Here is a 23,937-nt window from a genome sequence, read left to right as displayed (position 1 = left end):
CGATCACGCAGGGGGACGACGGGAGGCAGCGGTGAGGACAGCGACACTGGGACCGGCCGAGCGCGCCGAGGCGCTGGCCGGCATGGCCGAGCGTGAACTGGACGTACTGGTCATCGGCGCCGGCGTGGTCGGCGCGGGGACGGCGCTCGACGCGGTCACGAGAGGACTCTCGACCGGCCTCGTGGAGGCCCGCGACTGGGCATCCGGTACCTCCAGCCGCTCCAGCAAGCTGATCCACGGCGGCCTGCGCTATCTGGAGATGCTGGATTTCGCGCTGGTGCGGGAGGCGCTGAAGGAGCGCGGCCTGCTCCTGGAGCGGCTTGCACCCCATCTGGTGAAGCCCGTCCCGTTCCTCTATCCCCTGCAGCACAAGGGCTGGGAGCGGCTCTACGCGGGCTCGGGCGTCGCGCTGTACGACGCGATGTCCCTCTCCTCGGGCCACGGCCGCGGACTGCCGGTCCACCGCCACCTCTCCCGGCGCAACGCGCTGCGGGTGGCCCCCTGTCTGAAGAAGGACGCCCTGGTCGGCGCCCTGCAGTACTACGACGCCCAGATGGACGACGCCCGCTTCGTCACCGCTCTGGTCCGTACGGCCGCGAGTTACGGAGCGAAGGTCGCGAGCCGGGCCCGGGTGATCGGATTCCTCCGTGAGGGTGAACGGGTCGTGGGCGCCAGGGTCCAGGACGTCGAGGCGGGCGTGGAGTACGAGATCCGCGCGAAGCAGCTCGTCAACGCGACCGGGGTGTGGACGGACGACACCCAGGCGCTCATCGGGGAGCGCGGCCAGTTCCATGTGCGGGCGTCGAAGGGCATCCACCTGGTCGTTCCCAAGGACCGGATCCACTCGAACACCGGACTGATCCTGCGCACCGAGAAGTCCGTGCTGTTCGTGATCCCGTGGGGACGGCACTGGATCGTCGGCACCACGGACACCGACTGGGACCTGGACAAGGCGCACCCGGCCGCGTCCAGTGCCGACATCGACTACCTCCTCGAGCATGTGAACAGCGTGCTGGCGACGCCGCTCACCAGGGACGACGTCCAGGGCGTGTACGCGGGCCTGCGGCCGCTGCTCGCGGGCGAGTCGGACGCCACGAGCAAGCTCTCGCGCGAGCACACCGTCGCGCACCCGGTGCCCGGCCTCGTCGTCGTGGCCGGCGGGAAGTACACCACCTACCGGGTGATGGCCAAGGACGCCGTGGACGAGGCCGTGCACGCGCTCGACCAGCGGGTCGCCGCCTGTGTCACCGAGGATGTCCCCCTCCTGGGCGCCGAGGGCTACAAGGCGCTGTGGAACGCGAGGGCGAGGATCGCGGCCCGGACGGGACTCCATGTCGTCCGGGTGGAGCATCTGCTCAACCGGTACGGCTCGACGACCGAGGAGCTCCTGGAGCTCATCGCCGCCGACCCGGGCCTCGCCGAACCCCTGGCGGGCGCGGACGACTACCTGCGCGCCGAGATCGTCTACGCGGCCTCGCACGAGGGTGCCCGGCACCTGGACGACGTCCTGACGCGGCGCACCCGGATCTCCATCGAGACCTTCGACCGGGGGACGCGCAGCGCGCGGGAGTGCGCCGAGTTGATGGCGCCCGTGCTGGGCTGGGACGCCCATCAGATCGAGAAGGAGGTGGAGCACTACGAGAAGCGGGTGGAGGCGGAGCGCGAGTCGCAGCGGCAGCCGGACGACCTGACGGCGGACGCGGCACGTCTCGGCGCCCCCGACATCGTGCCGATCTGACCCGCCCGGCGGGGTTCACCGAGTGCGCCGGACGAACTCGGCTTCGGGGAGGGGACGTTGGGAGGCGTCTGCGGCATCCTGTTCGTACGGGTACGGAACCCGAGGGGGGTGCTTCGGCGTCGGGGGCCATGACGGCAACGCTTTCCCGCGGAGCCCTCTTCTCGGAGTGCGGACCCCGGAGCGGGATCGGTCCCGGGGTGAGAGACAATGGGCTCTCTTCCAGGGCGGGTTACCGCATCGCGCGGGAAGCGGCAGACGCGGGCGAAGATCAGGATCGCAGAGGGGACGCATGTCGGAGGCGGAGCAGTCGCGGGACACGGCGCGGGACCCTCGGCGGGACGCCGGCGCGGGTGCCGGGACCGACGGCGACCGGGGTGTGGTTCCCGCGGCACGTGAGGCGGAGCCGGACGTGAAGTCCGGGACGGAACCGGCCGGGACGGGCACGTCCGGGACCGGCACGTCCGGGACGGGCACGTCCGGGACCGGCACGTCCGGTCGGTCCGAGAAGGACGGTTCGGCAGTGGCGGAGAGGGCCGGATCTGACAGGGCCGGGTCCGAGAGGGACGGTTCGTCCGCGGCCGAGAAGCCGGCCGGGGCCGAGAGGGCGCCGGGGGCGGGGCAGCCGGCGGCCTCCGAGCCGTCGGACGCGGCGCCGTCCGATGCCCGGCCGTCGGGAGCCGCGCGTGGCGGTGCCGGGCGAGTCGAGGCCGAGCCGGCCGACGCCGTGCCGGGGGCGGGGCCGAAGGCCGAGGCTCCCAGGCTCAGGAAGCCCGCCGGGGGCGGGCGTTCCGGGTCGGCGGAGCCCGCCGGGGCGACGGCCGAGGGCCGCCTGCTCGCCGGGCGGTACCGGCTCGACGGCGTCCTCGGGCGCGGCGGCATGGGCACCGTGTGGCGCGCGGTCGACGAGACCCTCGGCCGCACCGTCGCCGTCAAGGAGCTGCGCTTCCCCAACAGCATCGACGAGGACGAGAAGCGACGCCTCATCACCCGGACCCTGCGCGAGGCGAAGGCCATCGCCCGGATCCGCAACAACGGCGCCGTGACCGTCTACGACGTCGTCGACGAGGACGACCGGCCGTGGATCGTCATGGAGCTCATCGAGGGCAAGTCCCTCGCCGACGCCGTCCGTGAGGACGGCACGCTCACTCCGCACCGCGCCGCCGAGGTCGGCCTCGCGATCCTCGACGTGCTGCGCTCGGCGCACCGGCAGGGCATCCTGCACCGCGACGTGAAGCCGTCCAACGTGCTGATCGCCGAGGACGGCCGCGTCGTCCTCACCGACTTCGGCATCGCGCAGGTCGAGGGCGACCCCTCGATCACCTCCACCGGCATGCTCGTCGGCGCGCCCTCCTACATCTCGCCCGAGCGGGCGCGTGGCCACAAGCCCGGCCCGGCCGCCGACATGTGGTCGCTGGGCGGCCTGCTGTACGCGAGCGTCGAGGGCAGCCCGCCGTACGACAAGGGTTCCGCGATCGCGACGCTCACCGCCGTGATGACCGAGCCCGTCGACCCGCCGAAGAACGCGGGGCCGCTTCTGGAGAAGGTCATCTACGGCCTGCTCGTCAAGGACCCGGACCAGCGGCTCGACGACGCCGGCGCGCGCCTGCTGCTCAGGGCCGTGCTCGACGCCCCCGCGCCCGTACCGGTGGTGGAGCCCGAGCCGTCGCCCGAGGCGACCCGGGTCGTGCCGCTGCCCCCGGTTCCGCCGGAGCCGCCGAAGCGTCCGGCGTCCACGCCGAAGGAGAAGACCGCGGAGGCGGCCGAACGGATGCGCGGTGCGCTGAAGTCGGTACGTGACGCGGCCGCCTCGGTGCGGTCCGAGCCCAGGCCACGGCCCGAGCCGCTGCAGGGCGGGAACAGGCCGGTGCAGCCGCGTGCCTCACTCACCGACGTCGTACCGCGCCGCACGCTGATCATCATCGCGGGGATCGTGGTCCTCGCCCTCCTCGGCACGATCCTGGCCGTCTCCCTCGGGGGCGGCGAGGACGACAAGGGGGGCAACGCGGGCAAGGGCTCCGGCACGACGGCCTCGGCCGGAGCCACGGGCGGCGACAGCTCCGACCAGGGCAAGGGCGAGAAGCCGAACGACTCCGGTCAGCAGGGCGGCGAGCAGCCGACCGGCTCGGGTTCGGACTCCGGCTCCGGCTCGGGTTCGGGTTCGGGCGGGCAGAGCGGCAAGCCCTCGGGGACGCCGAGCGCCGGCACCCCCGGGGCGCAGCTCCCCGCCGGGTACGTCATGGTGACCAACAAGCAGTTCCACTTCGTCATGGCGATGCCGTCCACGTTCAAGCTCAACGGCATAGCGGGTCGGAACTCGGGCGGGATCTTCAACGCCGGCGGCGGATACCCGCGCGTCCAGGTCGACTACAACGGAAGCCCGAAGGACGACGCGGCCTCGGCGTGGGCCGCGGCCGTGGCCGGCGTCTCGGCGAGCAGCAACGGCTACCGCCACATCGGCATCAAGTCCGTGGCGTACAAGGGGTACCCGACGGTCGCCGACTGGGAGTTCGAGCGCAACGAGAAGGGTATGCGCGTCCGGATACTGAACCGGGGCTTCAAGGTGGACGCCACGCACGGCTACTCGATCATGGTCAGCTGCAAGGCGGACGAGTGGAACGGCTCCGCGTGCAAGACGCTGCGGGACACCGCGTTCGCCACGTTCAGCCCCAAGGACTGACCGGCGCCACGTATCGTGAGAGGACGTGGACCGTACGCAGCCGAAAAGCATCGTCAACTGTACGGACCAAGACCGGAATTGACGGTTTCGCGCGTTCCGTGCGATTCGTGAGCTGAACGGGATCCGTGCGACCCGGGGGACAGCGCGCTCGGTGGGGAGGCGTCGTGGACGACTACGCGGGAAGGGTGCTCGCCGACCGCTATCGCCTGCCCGTACCGCCGCAGGACGCGTACGAACTCGTCGAGACCCGCGCCTTCGACACCTACAGCGGTCAGGAGGTCCTGGTCCACCAGGTGCCCCTGCCCGAGGTGATCGACGCCGAGGTCGTCGACGAGGACGGCACGGGATTCACCCCGCACCGGCCCGCCTCCGGCCGGGCGACGCGGCGGCCCGCCGACCCCGCCGTGCGGCGAGCCGTCGAGGCGGCACAGGCCGCCGCCCAGATCCCGGACCACCCCCTGCTCGACCAGGTCTTCGACGTGTTCGCGGAGGCCGGTTCGCTCTGGATAGTGAGCGAACTGATCGCGGCCAGGCCGCTGGCGGCGCTCCTCGCCGAGCGCCCCCTGAGCCCCTACCGCGCCGCGGAGATCGGCTCCGACGTCCTCACGGCCCTGCGGGCGTTGCACGCGCACGGCTGGACCCACCGGAACATCACCCCGCGCACCGTGCTCGTCTGCGACGACGGACGGGTGCTCCTGACCGGGCTCGCGGCGGGCGCGGCGGAGGAGGCCCTGTGCGGGTACGCCCCGGTGCCCCTCGCCGAGGACGACGAGCCGGCGCACACCGGGGACTACCCGGAGGGCCGCGGGGGAGCCCGCGGGGGAGCCCGCGCGGAGGAGTACGCCGAGGGGCACGAGCCCGGGCACGCGCAGGAGTACGGGGGCGAGGACGGACCGGGCGGCGCCCGCTCCGGTACGGACGAGGCCGCGGGCACACACGAGGCGGGCGGAGCGGCGAGACGGCCCGAACTCCCCGCGGGCGGCCCCCCGCCGGTCACGGACGTCCGGGCGGCCCGGGCGGGCGCCATCGCCGCGTACCGGGCGGGCGCCCGCGCCGCGGCGCACATCGGCGAGACCGGAGCCGCCGTCCCCGTACAGCGTCCGGCGCCCGAGCCCGGCCCCGAGGCGGACGCGCGGGCAGCCCACGACCCGGAGCCGCCCGCCGCCCTCCCGACGCCCCCCGCGCCCGTCCCCGCGCAGGGACTCGGGCCGGAGCCGCACTGGTGGTCCCAGACCGGCGACGACGAGGACGAGGACGACACCGAGGACGAGTACCCGGCCCCGTACCGCAAGGGGTACGGAGACGAAGGCGGCGGACCGCCCCGCGCGTTGCTCGCCGGGACCTGGAGCGACGGCCCGCACGCCTCGCGCGACGCCTCCGGGCCGGTCCCCGCGGGCGGCGGCAACGCGCTGCCCGCCCTCCCCGCGGGCTACACCCCTGCGCAACGGTCCGAGCGCGCCCCCGTACCCGTATCCGCCTCCGGCGGCTGGGACGGAGCGGTCGAAGCGGGCGCGCCCACGGCCGTCTACCGTGGCCCGGCCACCCGGCTCGCCGCCGAACGGGCCCGCCAGGCACGGATCGCCGTCGTCGGCGCGGTCACCGAGCGCTGGGCGCCCGAGCAGGCGGGACCGGTCCACGAGAACTGGCGCCTGGCCCCGCCCATCGGCCCCGCCACGGACCTCTGGGCGCTCGGCGCGCTCCTCTACCGCGCCGTCCAGGGCCACGCCCCGTACCCCGAGGACAGCGCTGCCGAACTCGTCCAGCTGGTCTGCGCCGAGCCCCCGGCCTTCGCCGAGGAGTGCGGGCCGCTGCGCCCGGTCGTCGAGTCCCTGCTGCGCCAGGACCCCACGGAGCGGCCCGACTTCGAGGAGCTGCGCGGCTGGCTGCGTTCGCTCGTCCGGTCCGCCCCCGAGCCCGAGGCGGGGGTGGGGATCGTCCCGCTGCCGTCCGTGGACGCGACACGGCTGCCCGTCGTACGGCGCCGTGGCGAGCTGGTGCGCAGGCGCCGCGGAGGAGCGGCGGGGGGCCGTCACCGGCACCGCAAGGGCAGGCGCCACGAGGAACTGCCCACCCCTGGTCCGTCCCAGGCAGAGGTACGCCATGAGCCCGGGCAGCGGCACCGCTCCGGACCGAGCCATGAGACCGGACAGCGGCAGCCGCGCCAGGAGTTCGCCCAGGACCACTTCCACGAGGAGCTGCCTCAGCGTGCGCCCCGTGCGCCGCGCCCGCCCCGCGGACCCCGCGGCGCGGGCGGAGCCGGCCGTTCCCCGCGCTCCCTCGGCCTGACGCTTCTGCTCCTGGTGCTGCTCCTGCTCGTCGGAGCCGTCGCGTACGCCGTGCTGTTCCTGCCCAAGGACGGCGCGGACGGCGGGAGCCCCGCCGCCCACACCGGTACGCCCACCACCGCGCCGCGGTCCCCGCGGCCCGCCGAGCCGAGCGCCGGGCAGAGCAGCAGCCCCGGCACCACGCCCGGCACCGCGAAGACGACCCCGCCGGCCGCCACCCCGAGCACCCCCGCCCTCGCCGCCGGGTACACCCTCCGCAAGGACCCGGAGGGCTTCGAGGTCGGTGTCCCCAAGGACTGGCGGCGCAGCCCGATCAACGACGCCGGGCAAGTCCGCTACACCGGAGGCGATTTCACCCTGATCGTCGTCCCCGGCCGGGACACCGTGCAGGCCCACGGTTCCGATCCGATGGCGTACCAGCGCACCAGGGAGCGCGAGCTCCAGCCGTGGCGGGACTCCAGCTGGTCCGGCGCCACCGGGCTGCGACGCATCGACGTGGGGCAGCAGTCCATGGCGGTCGGCCAGTTCACCTGGCAGGACAGCACGGGCCGCGACGTCTTCGTCCGCAACCTCGCCCTCATCGAGGACGGCCGGTACCACGTCGTCCAGGTCATCGGTCCGGAGAGCGAACGCGACAAGGTGTCCGAGATCTACGACCAGGCGGTGAAGGTCTACCGCGCCACACGCTGACCGGGCCACGTGGACATCGGCCCGGCCGAGCGCGCGAACAGGGGCGGTTCGGTCACGGTGCGGTTCCTTTGCCAGCCCCGAGGTTCCGTCTTCCGTCCCCCCCTCCGTAACCTGGCATCCGAAGGAACAGGCGGGGGACAGTGGAACATTCTCAGGGTGCGGAAACGGGCGCGGGTCTTCTGCTCGCCGGACGGTACCGGCTGGGCGAGGCGATCGGCCGCGGCGGCATGGGCAAGGTCTGGCGGGCGCACGACGAAGTACTGCACCGGGTGGTGGCGGTCAAGGAGTTGACGGCCGGTCGGTTCGTGGCCGAGGCCGACCGCCTCGTCCTGCACGCCCGTACGCAGAAGGAGGCCCGCGCCGCCGCGCGGATCACCCATCCCGGCGTGGTCACCGTGCACGACGTACTGGAGCACGACGACCGCCCGTGGATCGTCATGCAGTACGTCGACGGACCCTCGCTCGCGGACGCCGCGAAGGAGGCGGGCACGATCGAGGCCGGCGAGGCGGCCAGGATCGGGCTGCACGTCCTCGGGGCACTGCGCGCCGCGCACGCGGCCGGCGTGCTGCACCGGGACGTCAAGCCGGGCAACGTCCTGCTGGCCCGCGACGGGCGGGTCCTGATCACCGACTTCGGCATCGCAGCCATCGAGGGCGACTCGACGATCACCCGGACCGGTGAACTCGTCGGCTCCATCGACTATCTGGCGCCGGAGCGGGTGCGCGGTGGCGACCCCGGCCCGGCCTCCGACCTCTGGTCGCTGGGCGCGACGCTGTACACGGCGGTGGAGGGGACCTCGCCGTTCCGGCGGACCTCGCCGATCAGCACCATGCAGGCGGTGGTGACGGAGGAGCCGCCGCATCCGGCGAAGGCGGGCGCGCTCGCGCCCGTCATCGTCGCACTGCTCCGCAAGGACCCGGCGGAGCGGCCGCGCGCCGACGAGGCCGAGCGGATGCTGCTCGACGCCATGGAGGGCCGTGCGCCCCGGGCCGCGCAGGCGTACGTGCCGACACGTCGGGTGGGACAGGAGGAGCTGGTCTCCGCGACCGCCCCGCTCCACGCCCAGGAGTCCCCGACTCCGACGGCCACCCCGCTCCCGACGTCCGTCTCCCCGTCCCACGACACCCCCGTCTCCCCCTCCGGCGCCGTGCCGGGATCCACCCCCGCCGCCCCCGGGTCGGGACTCCCCGCGCCCAAGGGCCGCGGCCGGTGGCGTCAGGCGGTCCTGACGGCCGTTCTCGCCGCCCTCGTGGCCGGTGGAGCCGTCTTCGCCGCCATGAACTACTCCGGCGGGGGCGGTGAGGGAGGCGGCAGGGCCGGAGACACCGGCGGCGGCACGCAGCCCGAGGTGACGAAGGCCGCCGAGGGCGCCCTGCCGGCCGGCTGGCACCGCGTCGAGGACCCCAAGGGGTTCAGTCTGGTCGTGCCCAAGGGCTGGAAGCGGCAGACGGAGGGTGACAGCGTCGACTACACGCCGGACAACGGCCGCCACCGGATCCGGATCAGCGCCGACCCCACGCCCGACTTCGAGAACCCGTACATGCACGTGCTGGACCTGGAGAAGACGCTCAAGAAGCGCATGAACTACCAGAAGATCAAGCTCAACCAGAACACCTACCGCGATCAGGTCCGCTCCGCCCGGTGGGAGTTCACCTGGTACGAGAAGCAGGAGTTCCCGGGCCCCAGACACGCCATCGACCAGTTGTACTTCGCGGACGACGGCACCGAGTACGCCATCTACATGGCCTCCCCGGAGTCGAGCTGGGAGACCACCCGGGAGCAGTTCGACATCGTTCTCCAGCACTGGCGGGCGCCGGGCGGCTGACCGGGCGGAGAATCCGCGAGATCGCACTCGCGTCCGACCGTAAGCCGCTGATCAGGGCTTATGTGCCAGTGATCGCTGGCGCGATTGTGCGCACCCGGTGAAAACGCGTTACCGACGGGTACCCAAAGACCGGAATGCGGCCTACTCTCGCCCTCATGACGGACTTGCAGGCACTCGCCACCCCGGCCGGCACCGCCCCCGGCACGAACCCGCTCGCGCCCTCGCCGGCCGGTGCCCGCACCGCCGCCGACGTGGTCACCCCCGAGGTGGTCGCCCAGCTCACCCGCGGAGTCGCCGGTTCCGGCCGTACCGCGAACCACACCCCCTTCACCGGGGAGAAGCTGGCCGACCTGCCCGAGTCCACCCCCGAGGACGTCGCCGAGGCCTTCGCCCGCGCCCGCGCCGCCCAGGCCGTCTGGGCCGCGACCCCCGTCAAGGCCCGCGCGGCCGTCCTGCTCCGCTTCCACGACCTGGTCCTGGAGCGCCAGGGCGAGGTCCTCGACCTCATCCAGCTGGAGACCGGCAAGGCCAGGCTGCACGCCCACGAGGAGGTCCTCGCCGTCGCGGTCGCCGCCCGCCACTACGGCCGCAAGGCCCCCGCCTACCTGCGCCCCAAGCACCACACCGGCGTCGTGCCGACCCTCACCAAGGTCACCGAGCTGCGTCAGCCGCGCGGTGTCGTCGGCCAGATCGCGCCCTGGAACTACCCCCTGGAGCTGTCGGTCGGCGACGCCCTGCCCGCCTTCGTCGCCGGCAACGCCGTCGTGATGAAGCCGGACACCGAGACCGCGCTCACCGCGCTCTGGGCCCGTGACCTCCTCATCGAGGCCGGTCTGCCCGCCGAGGTCTTCCAGGTCGTCATCGGCGAGGGCCCGGTCGTCGGACCCGAGGTCGTCAAGCACGCCGACTACGTCTCCTTCACCGGCTCCACCCGCACCGGCCGCGAGGTCGCCCAGGGCGCCGCGGCCCGGCTCGTCGGCGTGACCCTGGAGCTCGGCGGCAAGAACGCCATGCTGGTCCTCAAGGACGCCGACATCGAGAAGGCCGCCGCCGGCGCCGTCCGCGCCTGCTTCTCCTCGGCCGGCCAGCTGTGCATCTCCATCGAGCGGCTGTACGTCCACGAGTCGGTCGCCGACGACTTCGTCGCCCGCTTCGCCGCCCGTACGAAGGCGATGCGCCTCGGCAACTCCCTCTCCTACGGCGCCGACATGGGCTCCCTCGTCGGCGAACGGCAGCTGGAGACGGTCACGAAGCACGTGGAGGAGGCCGTCGCCAAGGGCGCCAAGCTGGTCGCGGGCGGCGTCGCCCGCCCCGACATCGGCCCGCTCTTCTACGAGCCGACCATCCTCGACGGCGTCGAGGCCCCGATGGCCGTCTGCACCGAGGAGACCTTCGGACCGGTCGTCTCGATCTACCGCTTCAAGGACGAGGACGAGGTCGTCGAGCTGGCCAACGCCACCCCGTACGGGCTCAACTCCTCCGTCTGGACGAAGGACTCCCGGCGCGGCCACGCCGTCGCCGCCCGGCTGCGCACCGGCACCGTCAACATCAACGAGGGGTACGCACCGGCGTACGGCAGCGTCCAGGCGCCGATGGGCGGTATGAAGGACTCAGGGCTCGGCCGGCGCCACGGCTCGGAGGGCATCCTCAAGTTCACCGAGGCCCAGACCGTGGCCCAGCAGCGGCTGATCCCGCTCGCACCCTCCTTCGGGATGGACGACGAGAAGTACGCCGCGTTCATGAGCCTGTCCCTGAAGGCGATGAAGGCCCTGCGCCTGCGCTGACACCCGCCCGCCCGTTCCGCCCCTTTTTCGCACGAGGAGAGCCATGACCGCGGTACCCCCTGCCCAGATTCAGGACGAGGACGACCTGGACGCGGCGTACGACTACGACGTCATCGTCGTCGGCTCCGGGTTCGGCGGCTCGGTCACGGCCCTGCGCCTCACCGAGAAGGGCTACCGGGTCGGCGTCCTGGAAGCGGGCCGCCGCTTCGCCCGTACCGACCTGCCCCGGAACTCCTGGGACCTGAAGAACTTCCTCTGGGCCCCGGCCCTCGGCCTCTACGGCATCCAGCGCATCCACCTGCTGGGCAACGTGATGGTGCTGGCGGGCGCGGGGGTGGGCGGCGGCTCGCTCAACTACGCCAACACCCTCTACGTACCGCCCACGCCGTTCTTCCAGGACCCGCAGTGGAAGGACATCACGGACTGGCAGGAGGAGCTGGCCCCGTACTACGACCAGGCCAAGCGGATGCTGGGCGTACGGCTCAACCCGACCATGACCCCCTCGGACGTCCACCTCAAGGCGACCGCTCAGGCCATGGGCATCGGGGACACCTTCCACATGGCGCCGGTCGGGGTGTTCTTCGGCGACGGGAAGGACGCCGCAGGCGAGGACGGGGAGGGTACGTCGCGCGCGAAGCCGGGCGCGGAGGTCGCCGACCCGTACTTCGGCGGCGTCGGGCCCTCGCGCACGGCGTGCACCGAGTGCGGGGAGTGCATGACGGGCTGCCGCCACGGCGCCAAGAACACCCTCAACGAGAACTACCTCTACCTCGCCGAGAAGGCCGGTGCCGTCGTCCACCCCATGACCTCGGTCGTCGCGCTCACCGAGGACTCGCGCGGCGGATACGCGGTCAAGACGCTGCCGACGGACGACAAGAAGAAGGGCAGGGGCCGGACCTTCACGGCGCCGCGGGTCGTCGTCGCGGCCGGCACGTACGGGACGCAGACCCTGCTGCACCGGATGAAGGACACCGGGCTGCTGCCCCGCATCTCGGCCCGGCTCGGCGAGCTGACCCGTACCAACTCGGAGGCGCTGGTCGGCTCGCAGACCACCGACCGGCGCTATCGCAGGAAGCACGGCGCGGAGAAGGTCGACTTCACCCGCGGCGTCGCGATCACCTCCTCGATCCACCCGGACGAGAACACCCACATCGAGCCGGTCCGCTACGGCAAGGGCTCCAACGCCATGGGCGGCATGACCGTCCTGCAGGTGCCCTACGGCGCCCACCGGGTGCGGAACTGGCTCCTGGAGATGGTCAAGCACCCCACCCTCGCCCTCCGCGCGCTCTCCAACCGCCGCTGGTCGGAGCGGACGATCATCGGCCTCGTCATGCAGTCCCTCGACAACTCGCTGACGACGTACCGCAAGCCGGGCGGCGTCGGAAAGGGCCTGCTCACGGCCCGCCAGGGGCACGGCGCGCCGAACCCGAACCAGATCCCCGAGGCGACCCGGGCCGCGTCCCTGCTCGCCGAGGAGATCAACGGCTTCGCCGGCTCCAACATCGGCGAGCTGATGGGCACCCCGCTCACCGCCCACTTCCTGGGCGGCTGCCCGATCGGCGCGGACGCCGAGTCCGGCGTCATCGACCCGTACCACCGGCTCTTCGGGCACCCGGGCATCTCGGTCGTCGACGGCGCCGCGGTCTCCGCCAACCTCGGCGTCAACCCCTCGCTGACGATCACGGCGCAGGCGGAGCGGGCGATGTCCCTCTGGCCGAACAAGGGCGAGGAGGACCCGCGCCCCGGCCAGGGTGAGGCGTACGTCCGCGTCGCGGCCGTCGCCCCGAAGTCCCCGACGGTCCCGGCGGACGCCTTCGGCGCGTTGAAGCTGCCGTTCCTGGGGATGCCGGCGGTCCCGCCGAAGAAGGCGTAGCCGGCTCCCGACTCCGTTCCGGACATGGAAGAGGCGCTGCACCCCCCTCCGAGTGCAGCGCCTCTCCAGCTTCTGGGTGGTGCTGCATACATGACCTGTGGCCTGAGGGATTGGTTGTAGCCGATCAGCGGATTCTTCGTGTGACGCGCGTCACTCTCGCCGGAGGGTGCCGTTCCCGGGCAGCGCAAGGGCCCCGTGGCGCGATTCCGGTCGCGGCACGGGGCCCTTGGTGTTCGGCACCGGTGTCGGGGCGGCGGCGGTGCCGGGGGGAGCGCGGCGCCCGGGGGTCGCGCCGCGAGGGATGGCGTGGGGTGGAGGGACGGGAGGGTGGGTGTTCGTGCTGGACGGATGCCGACGCATCCGTCTGGACCGGTTGCGGTCGGCCCCGGGCGTCCCCGGGGCCGACCGCCCTTTCTGGGTGACCGGGCTGCTGTCCCCTGCCGTCCGGTCACGCGCGCTGGGGCGAGGTCCCACGACGTACTTGCGGTACGTCACACGCCCCAGCGAAGCCACGCGTGGTTTTTTCGGGCCCGCCCCTGGCTGGCACGGACACCGGGACCAACGAAGGGGTCCGGGAGGCGGTCACGCGCCGTACGGGTGAGAGCGGGCCCGAACTCAGGTCCGTCACCCCGCCCGCGGGAGGCACCCCGCGGGCGGTACTGCACCGGAGAAGCCCGCGCCGGAGGGGGTGGGGGGTCAGATGCGGCCCCGGCAGAGCTCCAGCATCGTCATCGCCAGCGCCGTGCCCGGCTTGCCCAGCGCGTCCCTGTAGTGGCCGAGGACCTCCATCTCGCGCGCCAGGTTCACCCGGCGGCCGCCCGAGCCGATCCTGGCCTCCTGGATCACGGCCGACACGGCCATCCGTTCCTGGATCAGACCGATGATCCGGTCGTCGAGCGCGTCGATCCGCTCCCGCGCGTCGCCGATGAGCACGGCGGCCTCGTCGGTGCGGGCGCCGGTCTTCTCGGTCCTGGGCACGGCGGTCGGCGGCACAGCGGTCCTGGCCGGTGCGGTCTGCGTCACTGCGGTCATGGGTGGGGCTCCTCGTGGTGTCGGGTGCGGCGCCCCGGAGCGGCAGGGCCCGGAAACGACAGAGCGCCCCGGGCCTTGTCGGCCCGGGGCGCCTGGAAAGTCGCTTGTCAGTTGCTCAAGCAGCACGACCATGGCAGCCGGACGGGCCGGTGCCATAGGTAAAGACGAAGGTCGTGAGCTTGCGCATGCGGACAGTATGGACCCCTCCGCCGTGACCGGGACAACCCGGGTTCGGATGGTGAGACGAAAAGCCAGCCCGGCGCGCCGGTAGAATCGACAAATAGCCCCCTCGGGGGAACCCCTCCCTACCGCCGGAAGGCCGCCGTAGTGTCATCAGCGACTCCCGCTGCCGCGCCCGACGTCACCAACCCGGACGTAGTCCTCGTTGTCGACTTCGGCGCCCAGTACGCCCAGCTCATCGCCCGACGCGTCCGTGAGGCGCGGGTCTACAGCGAGATCGTCCCGTCCACCATGCCGGTGGCCGAGATGCTGGCCAAGAAGCCGAAGGCGATCATCCTCTCCGGCGGCCCGTCCTCCGTCTACGCGGAGGGCGCCCCGCGCCTCGACCGCGCCCTCTTCGAGGCCGGTGTCCCGGTCTTCGGCATGTGCTACGGCTTCCAGCTGATGGCGACCACCCTCGGTGGCACCGTCGACAACACGGGCGCCCGCGAGTACGGCCGTACCCCGCTGCACGTCTCCAAGGCCGGATCGACCCTCTTCGAGGGCACCCCGACCGAGCAGTCCGTATGGATGTCGCACGGCGACGCCTGCTCCGCCGCTCCCGAGGGCTTCTCCGTCACCGCCTCCACGGACGTCGTGCCGGTCGCCGCTTTCGAGAACGACGAGAAGAAGCTCTACGGCGTCCAGTACCACCCCGAGGTGCTGCACTCCACCCACGGCCAGCAGATCCTGGAGCACTTCCTCTACCGGGGCGCCGGCATCGAGCCGACCTGGACCACCGGCAACGTCATCGACGAGCAGGTCGCGGCCATCCGCGAGCAGGTCGGCACCAAGCGCGCCATCTGCGGCCTCTCCGGCGGCGTCGACTCCGCCGTGGCCGCCGCGCTCGTGCAGAAGGCCATCGGCTCGCAGCTCACCTGCGTCTACGTCGACCACGGTCTGATGCGCAAGGACGAGACCGAGCAGGTCGAGAAGGACTTCGTCGCCGCGACCGGCGTCCAGCTGAAGGTCGTCGACGCACAGGCGCGGTTCCTCTCCGCGCTCGCCGGGGTCTCCGACCCCGAGGAGAAGCGGAAGATCATCGGGCGCGAGTTCATCCGTGTCTTCGAGCAGGCGCAGGCCGAGATCGTCGCCGAGTCGGCGGGCGCCGGCGAGGATGTCGCGTTCCTCGTCCAGGGCACGCTCTACCCGGACATCGTCGAGTCCGGCGGCGGCACCGGCACCGCGAACATCAAGTCCCACCACAACGTGGGCGGCCTCCCCGAGGACCTGGAGTTCGAGCTCGTCGAGCCGCTGCGCCAGCTCTTCAAGGACGAGGTCCGCATGGTCGGCCAGGAGCTGGGCCTGCCGGAGGAGATCGTCCAGCGGCAGCCGTTCCCGGGCCCCGGCCTCGGCATCCGTATCGTCGGCGAGGTCACCAAGGAGCGCCTGGACCTGCTGCGCGAGGCCGACGCCATCGCCCGCGAGGAGCTGACGGCCGCCGGTCTCGACCGTGAGATCTGGCAGTGCCCGGTCGTGCTGCTCGCCGATGTGCGCTCCGTGGGCGTGCAGGGCGACGGCCGGACGTACGGTCACCCGATCGTCCTGCGTCCGGTCTCCTCCGAGGACGCCATGACGGCGGACTGGACCCGCATGCCGTACGACGTCCTGGCGCGGATCTCGACCCGGATCACCAACGAGGTCGCCGATGTGAACCGTGTGGTGCTCGACGTGACGAGCAAGCCGCCGGGCACCATCGAGTGGGAGTAGTACCTCCCGTCGCACCCGTACGGGTCTGACCCCGCGTACGGGTGACCCCGCGTACGTGTGAGACCGCCGCCCCCGCCGACCGGGGGCGGCGGTTTCGTCGTGTCGGGCGTCTTCGTCGTGTGATCTCTCTGGTCAGTTGTACGGCCCGGCGTTACCTTCCCGCGCATGAGCGAGACACCGGCACCCGTACCCGTCGATCAGCTCCATGTCGCGATGCCGCCCGTCCACGGGACCGTCGAGGAGGAGCGGACGCACCGCAAGCGGAGACTCGCGGGCGCGCTCAGACTCTTCGGACAGTTCGGGTACGAGGAAGGGGTCTCCGGTCATGTGACCGCCCGGGACCCCGAACACGCCGACTGCTACTGGGTGAACCCCTTCGGCGCGCCCTTCGCCGAGCTGACCGCGAGCGACCTCGTCCTGGTCAACGGGGACGGGCAGGTCGTGCGGGGCGCCGCACCGGTGAACCAGGCGGCCTTCGCCGTCCACGCCCAGGTGCACCGGGCCCGGCCGGACGTCGTCGCCGTCGCGCACAGCCACTCCGTCCACGGGCGTGCGCTGGCCGCGCTCGGTGACCTGATCGAGCCGATCACCCAGGAGGCCTGCGGCTTCTACCAGGACCACGCGCTCTACGACGCGTACACCGGTGTCGCCGTCGATCCCGAGGAGGGGCGGCGGATCGCCACCGCGCTCGGGCCGTACAAGGCGATCGTGCTCCGCAACCACGGCCTGCTGACCGTCGGGACCTCGGTCGACGCGGCCGCCTGGTGGTTCATCGCCATGGAGCGGTGCGCCCGGGTGCAGCTGACCGCGCGGGCCGCGGGGAAGCCCGTGCCGATCGGGCACAAGGACGCGATCGCCACCCGTGAGCTGCTCGGCACCGACCTGGCCGCCTGGATCAACTACCAGCCGCTGTGGCGCAGAATCAGCCGCGCCGAGCCCGAACTGCTGTCGTAGAAGGCCGCCTCGACCGTCGTCAGGACCGTCCCCGATACCGCCCTCCGCTGTCTTTAGCTGCCCTTACGTCAATGTGATGACGGTTCAATCACTCTTGCGCGGGGCGCACGGAGCGACCCGGAGGCTCTTCGGTGCGACACAATTCCCATTATTCAAAGGTCAGTTGACGGAGAGATCGGGAAGTGGGCGCCGTGGCGGTGCAAGAGGCGAGACAGTGCGGTGACCACGCGAGACAGTGCGGTGACCACGCGGGATGCGCGGGGGGCGGGCGCGCGGGTCACCGGCGAGCGGTAGCCGCCTTCCTCGCCCGGCGCGACGAGCTGGCGGCCGGCCAGGGCGTGCCCGCGGCCGTCGCCCATTCGCCGGGCGCCTCGCGGCAGTGGGTCTCCGACGCCCTCGCCCAGTCCGCCCGCGCGGTCGCGGCGCGGGGCCGTGCCGCGGACGAAGCCTGGCTGCGCCGGGTCCGGTACGCCACGCTCGGCGCCGTCTGGGGCGGGGTGCTCGCCCTGCTCCTCGGACAGGCCCTCACGGCCGTCGGCACGGGCTGGACGGGTCCGCGTACGGCGGGACTCCTCGCCGCGCTCGTCCTCGCCGTCCCGCTGACCTTCGCCGCCCACGCCCACCGGGAGCGCGGCGGCGTCCTCGCTCCACTGATCGGGGAGGACAACCGGCTCTCCACCTCTCGCTCGGTGGCCGCCGGCTGGCTGCTCTTCGCCGTCTACACCGTCCTGTTCCTCACGCTCCGTCTGGTCACCGGCGCCGACCGGGTCGGTCTCGGCATCGGCCGGGGCGCCGGACTGCTCACCGTCTTCGCGCTCACGGCGGCCGTGGCCGTCGCCGCCCGCCGGATCGTGTGGGCCCGCGTCGTGGGGCAGCGGCTGCAGAAGGTCCGCGCCGACCGGCCCCGCGCCGCCGACCTGCTCTGCGACGACGACGGCCGGGGCAGCCTCACCGACATCGCCCACGTCCTCGTCTCCGCCGCCGTCCTCGTCTCCGCCGCCGTACGGCTCGGGCGCGACCCCGACCGGCTGCCCGAGGTGCCGTGGTCCCTCGTGCTCCTCGTCGCCGTGGCGGCGGCCGGATACCTCGCGGCCACGTGCACCGCGGGCGGCCGGCCCGCGATCCTCTCCGTCGTCCGGTCCCGCGAGGCGGGCGACCTGGACGCCGCGATCCGCACCGGTGACGACATCGAGATCCGGGGGGCCGGTTTCGTCCCGGCCGGGGCCGCGGGACCGGACCCGTTGACCCGATTGGTCGTGCGCGTCGGCTCCGTCCACGCGCACGTTCCCCTGGTACCCGTCCCGGGCGGCTTCGCCAACCCCACGGACACCGTCCTGACCGTTCCGCTCCCGGTCGACGTGGAGCCCGGGCGGGTCGAGGTGTCGGTGGTGACGGCCTCCGGCGTGGAGACCAACCGGGTCACGATCGACGTCGTCGACTGAACCTTCCGCGTCTCCTCCACGTATCCACGGGGAGGGGGTCCGGGGACAATCGATTCCGCGGACAGTGGCGTGGAGAGGCAGGCCGACGATGGCACAGCACGGCAATGGAACGTCAGGGGTGCCCGGGGCTTCCGGCCCCACGGGGCCGTCGCGCTCGAACGGTTCGTACGGAACGCCGAACGGCGGTCATCGGAGCCACGGCGGTCATGGCGGGCGCGGAGGTCACGGCGGCTCCACCGGTCCTGGCCGGTCCGGCGGGCTCACCGCGTGGAAGGCCGCCGCCTCGCACTACGCGCTGCTGCCGCTGCGTATCTTCCTCGGCGTCACCTTCGTCTACGCCGGGCTCGACAAGCTCACCGACTCCGCCTTCATGTCCGACACCGGCACCGGCTCCATCGGCGAGATGATGCGCGGCGTCCGGGACACCTCGGCCATCCCCGCCCTCGTCGACCTGGCGCTCAAGAGCCCCGTCGGCTTCGGGTACGCCATCGCCTTCGGCGAACTGGCCGTCGGCATCGGCACCCTGGTGGGCCTCTTCGCCCGGGTGGCCGCGCTCGGCGGAGCGCTGATCTCCCTGAGCCTCTGGCTGACGGTCAGCTGGCAGGTCGACCCGTACTACTACGGCAACGACCTCGCCTATCTCATGTCCTGGCTCCCGCTCGTGCTCGCCGGGGCCGCGTACCTCTCGCTCGACGCCGTCCTCGCCGAACGACGGCGCACCCGGTAGGCCACCCAGGTCGCCAGCGCGGCCAGGCCCAGGCCCCCGAAGAGCACCGGGATCACCTCGTACCAGGGCGTCTCCCAGGCGTCCGCGGCGTCCCCCGCGTAGAGGACGGCGAGGGCGATCGCGGTCGCGCCGGCGATCAGGCGGCCGGGCCGGAACTCATGAAGCAGCACGGATGACCTCCACCTGTCCGAGACCGACCTCCAGGGAGAGGTCGACCGTTCCGCCGGGCGTGGTGCCTTCGACGGGGGGCAGCGTCCGGCGCTCGTCGCGGTCGGGCGCGATGTCGATGTCCTCGGGGCGCTGCTGCGGCAGCTGCACATCGCCCAGGCCCACCTGGGCCCGCAGCTTCACCGTGACGTTCTTCGGCACGATCACCTCCAGCCTGCCCGCGCCGACCTCGGCCTCCGTGCCGACGGTCGTGCCCGCCGGGACCGCGAGCCGTGACAGATCGAGCGTCCCGACGCCGGTGCCCAGTTCGTACCGGGTCTCCACGGCGGCGACCGACGCCGGTCTCCAGGTCGTCCGCGCCCACTCCGTGGAGATCTCCTTCGGCAGCGCGGCCGCCACCGCGAGCAGGCCCGCCGTGACCACCGTCAGGAAGATCGTGCCGAACCCGGTCCGGCCGAGGAAGCTGCTGGCCACCAGACCGAGGCCGAACACCGCCAGGGCGGCGACCAGACCGATCTGCAGGCTCGTGCCGAACGGATGCGTCTCCCAGGACAGCCCCGTCCCGAGGCCGCCCGCGAGCAGCGCGAGGAGGAAGACCAGGCCGCCGATGGAGCGCGGCCCGCGCCGGACGGCCGCCGCCTCGGGCCGCCGCCCGTACTCCGGGTCGTCCGAACCCCACTGGGTGCCGGGCACCGGGATCTCCCCGTTCGGGAGGCGGCCGTCGGGCCCTACGCCGTGCGGCCCCCAGAGGTAGCCGATGGCGACCTTGCCCGTCGAGCCGTCCTTCACGATCGGGTCCTTCCACCACGAGGGGAACTCCACGAGTGGCGGCGCCTTCGTCTCGGGCGGCGCCTCCGCGACCGCGGCCGCCGTCGCCGCGTCCATGCGGCCCTCGGCCTCGCCCGTGGTGACCTGCGCGCGCCGCTGCGACCAGACCGCCGCGCCGCACACCGCTATCGACAGCATCACCGCGAACGCGAGCGTCCCGCCGTTGCGCAGCATCGACAGCAGGGCACCGCACCCCACCAGGGCCATCAGCACGGCCACGAGCGCGGTGCCGTCGACCCGGCCCGCGAGCAGTCTGCGGCCCTCGTTCTCCTCCTCGCCCGCGAGCGGGACGAGCAGCCACGCAAAGCCGTAGAAGATCAGCCCGAAGCCGCCGGTCACGGACAGTACGCCGATCGCGATACGGAAGATCACCGGATCGAGGTCGAAGTGCCGGCCGAGGCCACCGCACACACCGGCCACGACCCGGTGCTGCCGCGAGCGGCGCAGGGGCGCGGCGGCGGAAGCCTCCGCCGGCGGCGGGGCCTCGTGCGAAGAAGGCGTCGAACTCGTCATGCGTCCATGGTGACGGCCGCCGCCCCGCCGCGGCACCGGGGCCGACCCTGGCCCGACCCTGATATTCCGGAGGCGGTCCACCCTGAGAACGTCCCGGGGGCCGCCTCCTAGGGGCGATCTCAGGGGTCGACCCTGATGTACCGGCCCGGCTGCACGTGTGACGATCGGTGCATGCCCGCAGCCGCCCATGTCACCGAGACCGACGAACCGCCCGTGCGCAAGCTCTACCGGAGCGCCGACGGACGGTGGCTCGGCGGTGTCGCGCGCGGCCTCGCGGGACATCTCGGACTGCCCGTGGTCTGGGTCCGCGTCCTGTTCCTGGTCCTTCTCCTCGCGGACGGCCTGGGTGCTCTGCTGTACGCGGTGTTCTGGATCGTCGTCCCGCTCGGTGTCGGCGGCCGGAGCACGCCCCGTCCCGTCTTCGAGACCACCGCGGACGGCAGACGCCGGCTGCGCAAGCCCGACCGGGGCCAGGCCTTCGCCCTGATCGCGCTGGCGATCGGCGCCGCCGTCTTCGCGGGCAACATCGACTGGGGCAACCGGACGGACCGCTATGTCTGGCCCACGCTCCTCATCGGCGTCGGTGTCGTCCTCGTCTGGCGGCAGGCGGACAACGCCCGCCGCGAGAGCTGGACCGAGCCGGGCCGCCGCCGGCGCACCCTCCAGCTCGCCCGCGGCTTCGCGGGAGTCGCCCTCGTCGGCATGGGGCTCACGGTCTTCATGGTGGTCCGGGGCTCCGCGGCCCAGCTGGGCACGGCGCTCACCGCCGCGATAGCCGTGCTCACCGGCATAGCGCTGCTCGCCGGGCCGTGGCTGGTGCGGATGTCGCAGGACCTCTCCGAGGAGCGGACCATGAGGATCCGCGCGCAGGAGCGCGCCGAGGTCGCGGCCCATGTCCACGACTCCGTCCTGCACACGCTCACGCTGATACAGCGCAACGCGGACGAGCCGGGCGAGGTGCGCCGACTGGCCCGCGCGCAGGAGCGGGAGCTGCGGAACTGGCTGTACAGGCCGGAGGGCACCGGCAAGGACGAGAGCGAGGAGCCCGAGACGCTCGCCGAGGCGGTGAAGCGGGCAGCCGCCGAGGTCGAGGACAAGCACGGCGTCCCGCTGGAGGTCGTGGTCGTGGGGGACTGCCCGCTCGACGAGAAGCTGGTGGCGCAGATGCAGGCCGCGCGCGAGGCGATGGTCAACGCCGCCAAGTACGGTGGCGAGGGAGGGGCGGTGCAGGTCTACGCGGAGGTCGAGGGCCGTACGGTGTTCGTCTCCGTGCGGGACCGCGGCCCCGGCTTCGACCTCGACGCGGTGCCCGACGACCGGATGGGCGTACGAGAATCGATCATCGGCCGGATGCAGCGCAACGGCGGTTCGGCCCGGCTGCGGTCCGTGCCGGGCGGGGGCACCGAAGTGGAGCTTGAGATGGAGAGGGCGGACGGATGAGCGACGAGACCGGGACCGGGACGACGGCGGCACCGACCACGGAGCGTCGGGTGCGGGTCGTGCTCGTCGACGACCACCGGATGTTCCGCACGGGGGTGCAGGCCGAGATCGGCCGGACCGACGTCACCGGCGTCGAGGTGGTCGGGGAGGCCGCCGACGTCGACCAGGCGGTCACGGTGATCACCGCGACCCGCCCCGAGGTCGTCCTGCTCGACGTGCACCTGCCGGGCGGCGGCGGGGTGGAGGTGCTGCGCCGCTGCGCCAGCCTGATGACGGCGCCCGAGAACCCGGTGCGGTTCCTGGCCCTCTCGGTCTCGGACGCGGCCGAGGACGTGATCGGGGTGATCCGGGGCGGCGCCCGGGGCTACGTCACCAAGACGATCACGGGCACCGACCTGGTCGACTCGATCTTCCGGGTCCAGGAGGGCGACGCCGTGTTCTCCCCCCGGCTCGCGGGCTTCGTGCTCGACGCCTTCGCCTCCACCGACGCCCCGCCGGTAGACGAGGACCTCGACCGGCTCACCCAGCGCGAGCGCGAGGTCCTGCGGCTGATCGCCCGGGGGTACGCCTACAAGGAGATCGCCAAGCAGCTCTACATCTCGGTGAAGACGGTCGAGTCGCACGTCTCCGCGGTGCTGCGCAAGCTCCAGCTGTCCAACCGGCACGAGCTGACCCGCTGGGCGACGGCCCGCCGGCTGGTCTGAGCCCGAGCGGGGCCCGAGCCGAGCGGGCCGACGGCCTCACGAGTCGCGGGCGTCACGAGACGCGGGTCGCTCCCGCGAAGGGCATCTCGTCGATCGGCGCGACCCGCACCGGCGCGCCCGGCCGGGGCGCGTGGATCATCTGGCCGCCGCCGATGTAGAGCCCGACATGGCTGATCCCCGAGTAGAAGAAGACCAGGTCGCCCGGGGCCAGTTCGGATCGGGAGACCCGCTGCCCCGCGTTGATCTGCGTGTACGTCGTCCGGGGCAGCGCCACCCCCGCCGAGCGCCAGGCGGCCTGCGTCAGTCCGGAGCAGTCGTAGGCCGACGGGCCCGTCGCGCCCCACACGTACGGCTTGCCGAGCTGGGCCCGGGCGAAGGAGATCGCCTGCGCGGCACGGCTGCTGGGCGCCGTGACCGGACCGCGGATCCCCGAGGCCCGGTCGGCCCGGCTCCCCGTCGTACCCGTGGAGGACCCGTCGGCGTCACCCCGTCCCGCCCCGGACGCCGCCGCCTCGTACCGCGCCCGCTCCTCGGCGGTCAGCCGGGCCAGCAGCGAGCGCGCCTCCCCGAGCTTTCCCTGTACCGCCGCCTTCTGGCGCCGCAGATCAGCCTCGTGCCCGCGCAGCTGCGTCAGCCGCTCGTCCGCCTCGGCCTTCAGCTGCCTGATCCCGGCCAGCTCCCGCCGTACCGAGGTGACGGTCGCCGCCTGCCGCTGACCGGCCTTCTCGGCCAGCGCGGCACGCTCCAGATACTGCTCCGGGTCGGAGGTGAGCGCGAGCTGCACTGCGGGGTCGAGGCCCCCGGAGCGGTACTGCGCGGTGGCGACGGAACCGAGCCCGTCGCGTGCGGTGTTGAGCCGGGCGGTCCTCCGCGCGGCCTCGTCCCGCAGCCGGTCGAGGGCGTCCCGCGCCGCGTCCGCCTTCTCCTTCGCGCCGTTGTAGCTCTCGGTGGCCACCTCGGCCTCCTGGTACAGCCGGTCGACCTTGGCCTTGACCTGCGCGGGGGTGAGCCGGGGCTCGGCGTGCCCGGAGCCCTCGAAGACGGTCGCCGTCGCCGCGGAGGCGAGGGCGAGCGTGGCGGCGGTGCGTGCCGCCTGGCCACCGAGGGACGAGTTCCTGGGCTTCCGGTGCGCTGCCACGAGGGCGGGTCACATCCTCTCCCTGTGGGGGTCGTTGCCCACCGGGTCCGGCGATGGACCGCACAGGGGAGACGGCCCACCGCCGGATTCTCGGCGGGGGCGGCCGGCTGCCGCCGGAGGACCGGCGGTGGTGGGGAGCCGGCCACCTGGGGGAGGACGCTAAACCTGCCCGTCACGGGGCGGCGTGGC

Annotated in this window: 16 protein-coding genes; 12 read left to right on the top strand and 4 right to left on the bottom strand. The window is 73.0% G+C overall.

What is annotated here, in order from left to right; all coding sequences use genetic code 11:
- Positions 1–31 precede the first annotated feature (31 nt).
- From ACF1G2_RS16490 to ACF1G2_RS16465, 6 genes are all read left to right on the top strand, one after another.
- A complete protein-coding gene (locus ACF1G2_RS16490; protein ID WP_391798928.1) occupies positions 32–1,738 on the top strand; it encodes an FAD-dependent oxidoreductase in 1,707 nt (568 codons plus the stop codon).
- A gap of 289 nt (positions 1,739–2,027) precedes the next feature.
- Positions 2,028–4,415, top strand: a complete 2,388-nt coding sequence (locus tag ACF1G2_RS16485; RefSeq protein ID WP_391798927.1) for a protein kinase — start codon at positions 2,028–2,030, stop codon at positions 4,413–4,415.
- A 164-nt stretch (positions 4,416–4,579) separates the two neighbouring features.
- Positions 4,580–7,390: a serine/threonine protein kinase gene (locus tag ACF1G2_RS16480; protein ID WP_391798926.1), complete on the top strand. Its 2,811-nt coding sequence runs from the start codon at positions 4,580–4,582 to the stop codon at positions 7,388–7,390.
- A gap of 140 nt (positions 7,391–7,530) precedes the next feature.
- Entirely contained in the window at positions 7,531–9,216 is a 1,686-nt protein-coding gene (locus ACF1G2_RS16475) for a serine/threonine-protein kinase (RefSeq protein ID WP_391798925.1), read from the top strand.
- Positions 9,217–9,371: 155 nt separating this feature from the next.
- Positions 9,372–11,000 carry a succinic semialdehyde dehydrogenase gene (locus ACF1G2_RS16470; protein WP_391798924.1) on the top strand — a complete coding sequence of 543 codons (1,629 nt, stop codon included), beginning with the start codon at positions 9,372–9,374 and terminating at the stop codon, positions 10,998–11,000.
- A 43-nt stretch (positions 11,001–11,043) separates the two neighbouring features.
- On the top strand, positions 11,044–12,873 hold the full coding sequence (locus ACF1G2_RS16465; protein ID WP_391798923.1) for a GMC oxidoreductase: 1,830 nt from the start codon (positions 11,044–11,046) through the stop codon (positions 12,871–12,873).
- A gap of 696 nt (positions 12,874–13,569) precedes the next feature.
- Here the strand turns inward: ACF1G2_RS16465 and ACF1G2_RS16460 are convergent.
- Positions 13,570–13,905 carry a chorismate mutase gene (locus tag ACF1G2_RS16460; protein WP_391798922.1) on the bottom strand — a complete coding sequence of 112 codons (336 nt, stop codon included), beginning with the start codon at positions 13,903–13,905 and terminating at the stop codon, positions 13,570–13,572.
- A 327-nt stretch (positions 13,906–14,232) separates the two neighbouring features.
- Here ACF1G2_RS16460 and guaA point away from each other — a divergent pair, with 327 nt between their 5' ends.
- From guaA to ACF1G2_RS16440, 4 genes are all read left to right on the top strand, one after another.
- Positions 14,233–15,834, top strand: coding sequence for a glutamine-hydrolyzing GMP synthase (guaA, locus tag ACF1G2_RS16455; RefSeq protein ID WP_391798921.1), 1,602 nt, complete (start codon positions 14,233–14,235; stop codon positions 15,832–15,834).
- A 165-nt stretch (positions 15,835–15,999) separates the two neighbouring features.
- A complete protein-coding gene (locus ACF1G2_RS16450) occupies positions 16,000–16,788 on the top strand; it encodes a class II aldolase/adducin family protein (protein WP_391798920.1) in 789 nt (262 codons plus the stop codon).
- 191 nt (positions 16,789–16,979) lie between these two features.
- Complete coding sequence (locus tag ACF1G2_RS16445) at positions 16,980–18,230, top strand: hypothetical protein (RefSeq protein WP_391798919.1); 1,251 nt, start codon at positions 16,980–16,982, stop codon at positions 18,228–18,230.
- A gap of 118 nt (positions 18,231–18,348) precedes the next feature.
- The gene (locus ACF1G2_RS16440) at positions 18,349–18,957 is read left to right on the top strand and encodes a DoxX family protein (RefSeq protein ID WP_391798918.1); all 609 of its coding nucleotides are present in this window, start codon (positions 18,349–18,351) and stop codon (positions 18,955–18,957) included.
- Here the strand turns inward: ACF1G2_RS16440 and ACF1G2_RS16435 are convergent.
- Both ACF1G2_RS16435 and ACF1G2_RS16430 read right to left on the bottom strand, forming a co-directional pair.
- Positions 18,867–19,127 (bottom strand): hypothetical protein, encoded by a 261-nt coding sequence (locus ACF1G2_RS16435; RefSeq protein WP_391798917.1) that lies wholly within the window; start codon positions 19,125–19,127, stop codon positions 18,867–18,869. The genes ACF1G2_RS16440 and ACF1G2_RS16435 overlap by 91 nt on opposite strands.
- Positions 19,114–20,466: a PspC domain-containing protein gene (locus ACF1G2_RS16430; protein ID WP_391798916.1), complete on the bottom strand. Its 1,353-nt coding sequence runs from the start codon at positions 20,464–20,466 to the stop codon at positions 19,114–19,116. The genes ACF1G2_RS16435 and ACF1G2_RS16430 overlap by 14 nt, the downstream gene beginning before the upstream one ends.
- Before the next feature lie 171 nt (positions 20,467–20,637).
- Between ACF1G2_RS16430 and ACF1G2_RS16425 the strand changes: the two genes are divergently transcribed.
- Both ACF1G2_RS16425 and ACF1G2_RS16420 read left to right on the top strand, forming a co-directional pair.
- Positions 20,638–21,906, top strand: a complete 1,269-nt coding sequence (locus ACF1G2_RS16425) for a PspC domain-containing protein (RefSeq protein WP_391798915.1) — start codon at positions 20,638–20,640, stop codon at positions 21,904–21,906.
- Positions 21,903–22,610, top strand: coding sequence for a LuxR C-terminal-related transcriptional regulator (locus ACF1G2_RS16420; protein ID WP_391798914.1), 708 nt, complete (start codon positions 21,903–21,905; stop codon positions 22,608–22,610). Before ACF1G2_RS16425 ends, ACF1G2_RS16420 begins: the two co-directional genes overlap by 4 nt.
- A gap of 52 nt (positions 22,611–22,662) precedes the next feature.
- On the opposite strand, the gene ACF1G2_RS16415 is transcribed toward ACF1G2_RS16420, so the two are convergent.
- Positions 22,663–23,748, bottom strand: a complete 1,086-nt coding sequence (locus ACF1G2_RS16415; RefSeq protein WP_391798913.1) for an NlpC/P60 family protein — start codon at positions 23,746–23,748, stop codon at positions 22,663–22,665.
- Positions 23,749–23,937 lie beyond the last annotated feature (189 nt).

This window comes from Streptomyces sp. NPDC013457, from assembly GCF_043089925.1.
Classification (GTDB): Bacteria; Actinomycetota; Actinomycetes; order Streptomycetales; family Streptomycetaceae; genus Streptomyces.
This window is presented reverse-complemented; position numbering and strand designations above follow the sequence as displayed.

Bases quoted from the DNA above. Each gene is read 5' to 3' on its own strand.
- ACF1G2_RS16485 (WP_391798927.1), top strand. From the start codon at position 2,028: ATGTCGGAGGCGGAGCAGTCGCGGGACACGGCGCGGGACCCTCGGCGG.
- ACF1G2_RS16470 (WP_391798924.1), top strand. From the start codon at position 9,372: ATGACGGACTTGCAGGCACTCGCCACCCCGGCCGGCACCGCCCCCGGC.
- ACF1G2_RS16465 (WP_391798923.1), top strand. From the start codon at position 11,044: ATGACCGCGGTACCCCCTGCCCAGATTCAGGACGAGGACGACCTGGAC.
- ACF1G2_RS16460 (WP_391798922.1), bottom strand. From the start codon at position 13,905: ATGACCGCAGTGACGCAGACCGCACCGGCCAGGACCGCTGTGCCGCCG.
- ACF1G2_RS16450 (WP_391798920.1), top strand. From the start codon at position 16,000: ATGAGCGAGACACCGGCACCCGTACCCGTCGATCAGCTCCATGTCGCG.
- ACF1G2_RS16430 (WP_391798916.1), bottom strand. From the start codon at position 20,466: ATGACGAGTTCGACGCCTTCTTCGCACGAGGCCCCGCCGCCGGCGGAG.
- ACF1G2_RS16425 (WP_391798915.1), top strand. From the start codon at position 20,638: ATGCCCGCAGCCGCCCATGTCACCGAGACCGACGAACCGCCCGTGCGC.
- ACF1G2_RS16420 (WP_391798914.1), top strand. From the start codon at position 21,903: ATGAGCGACGAGACCGGGACCGGGACGACGGCGGCACCGACCACGGAG.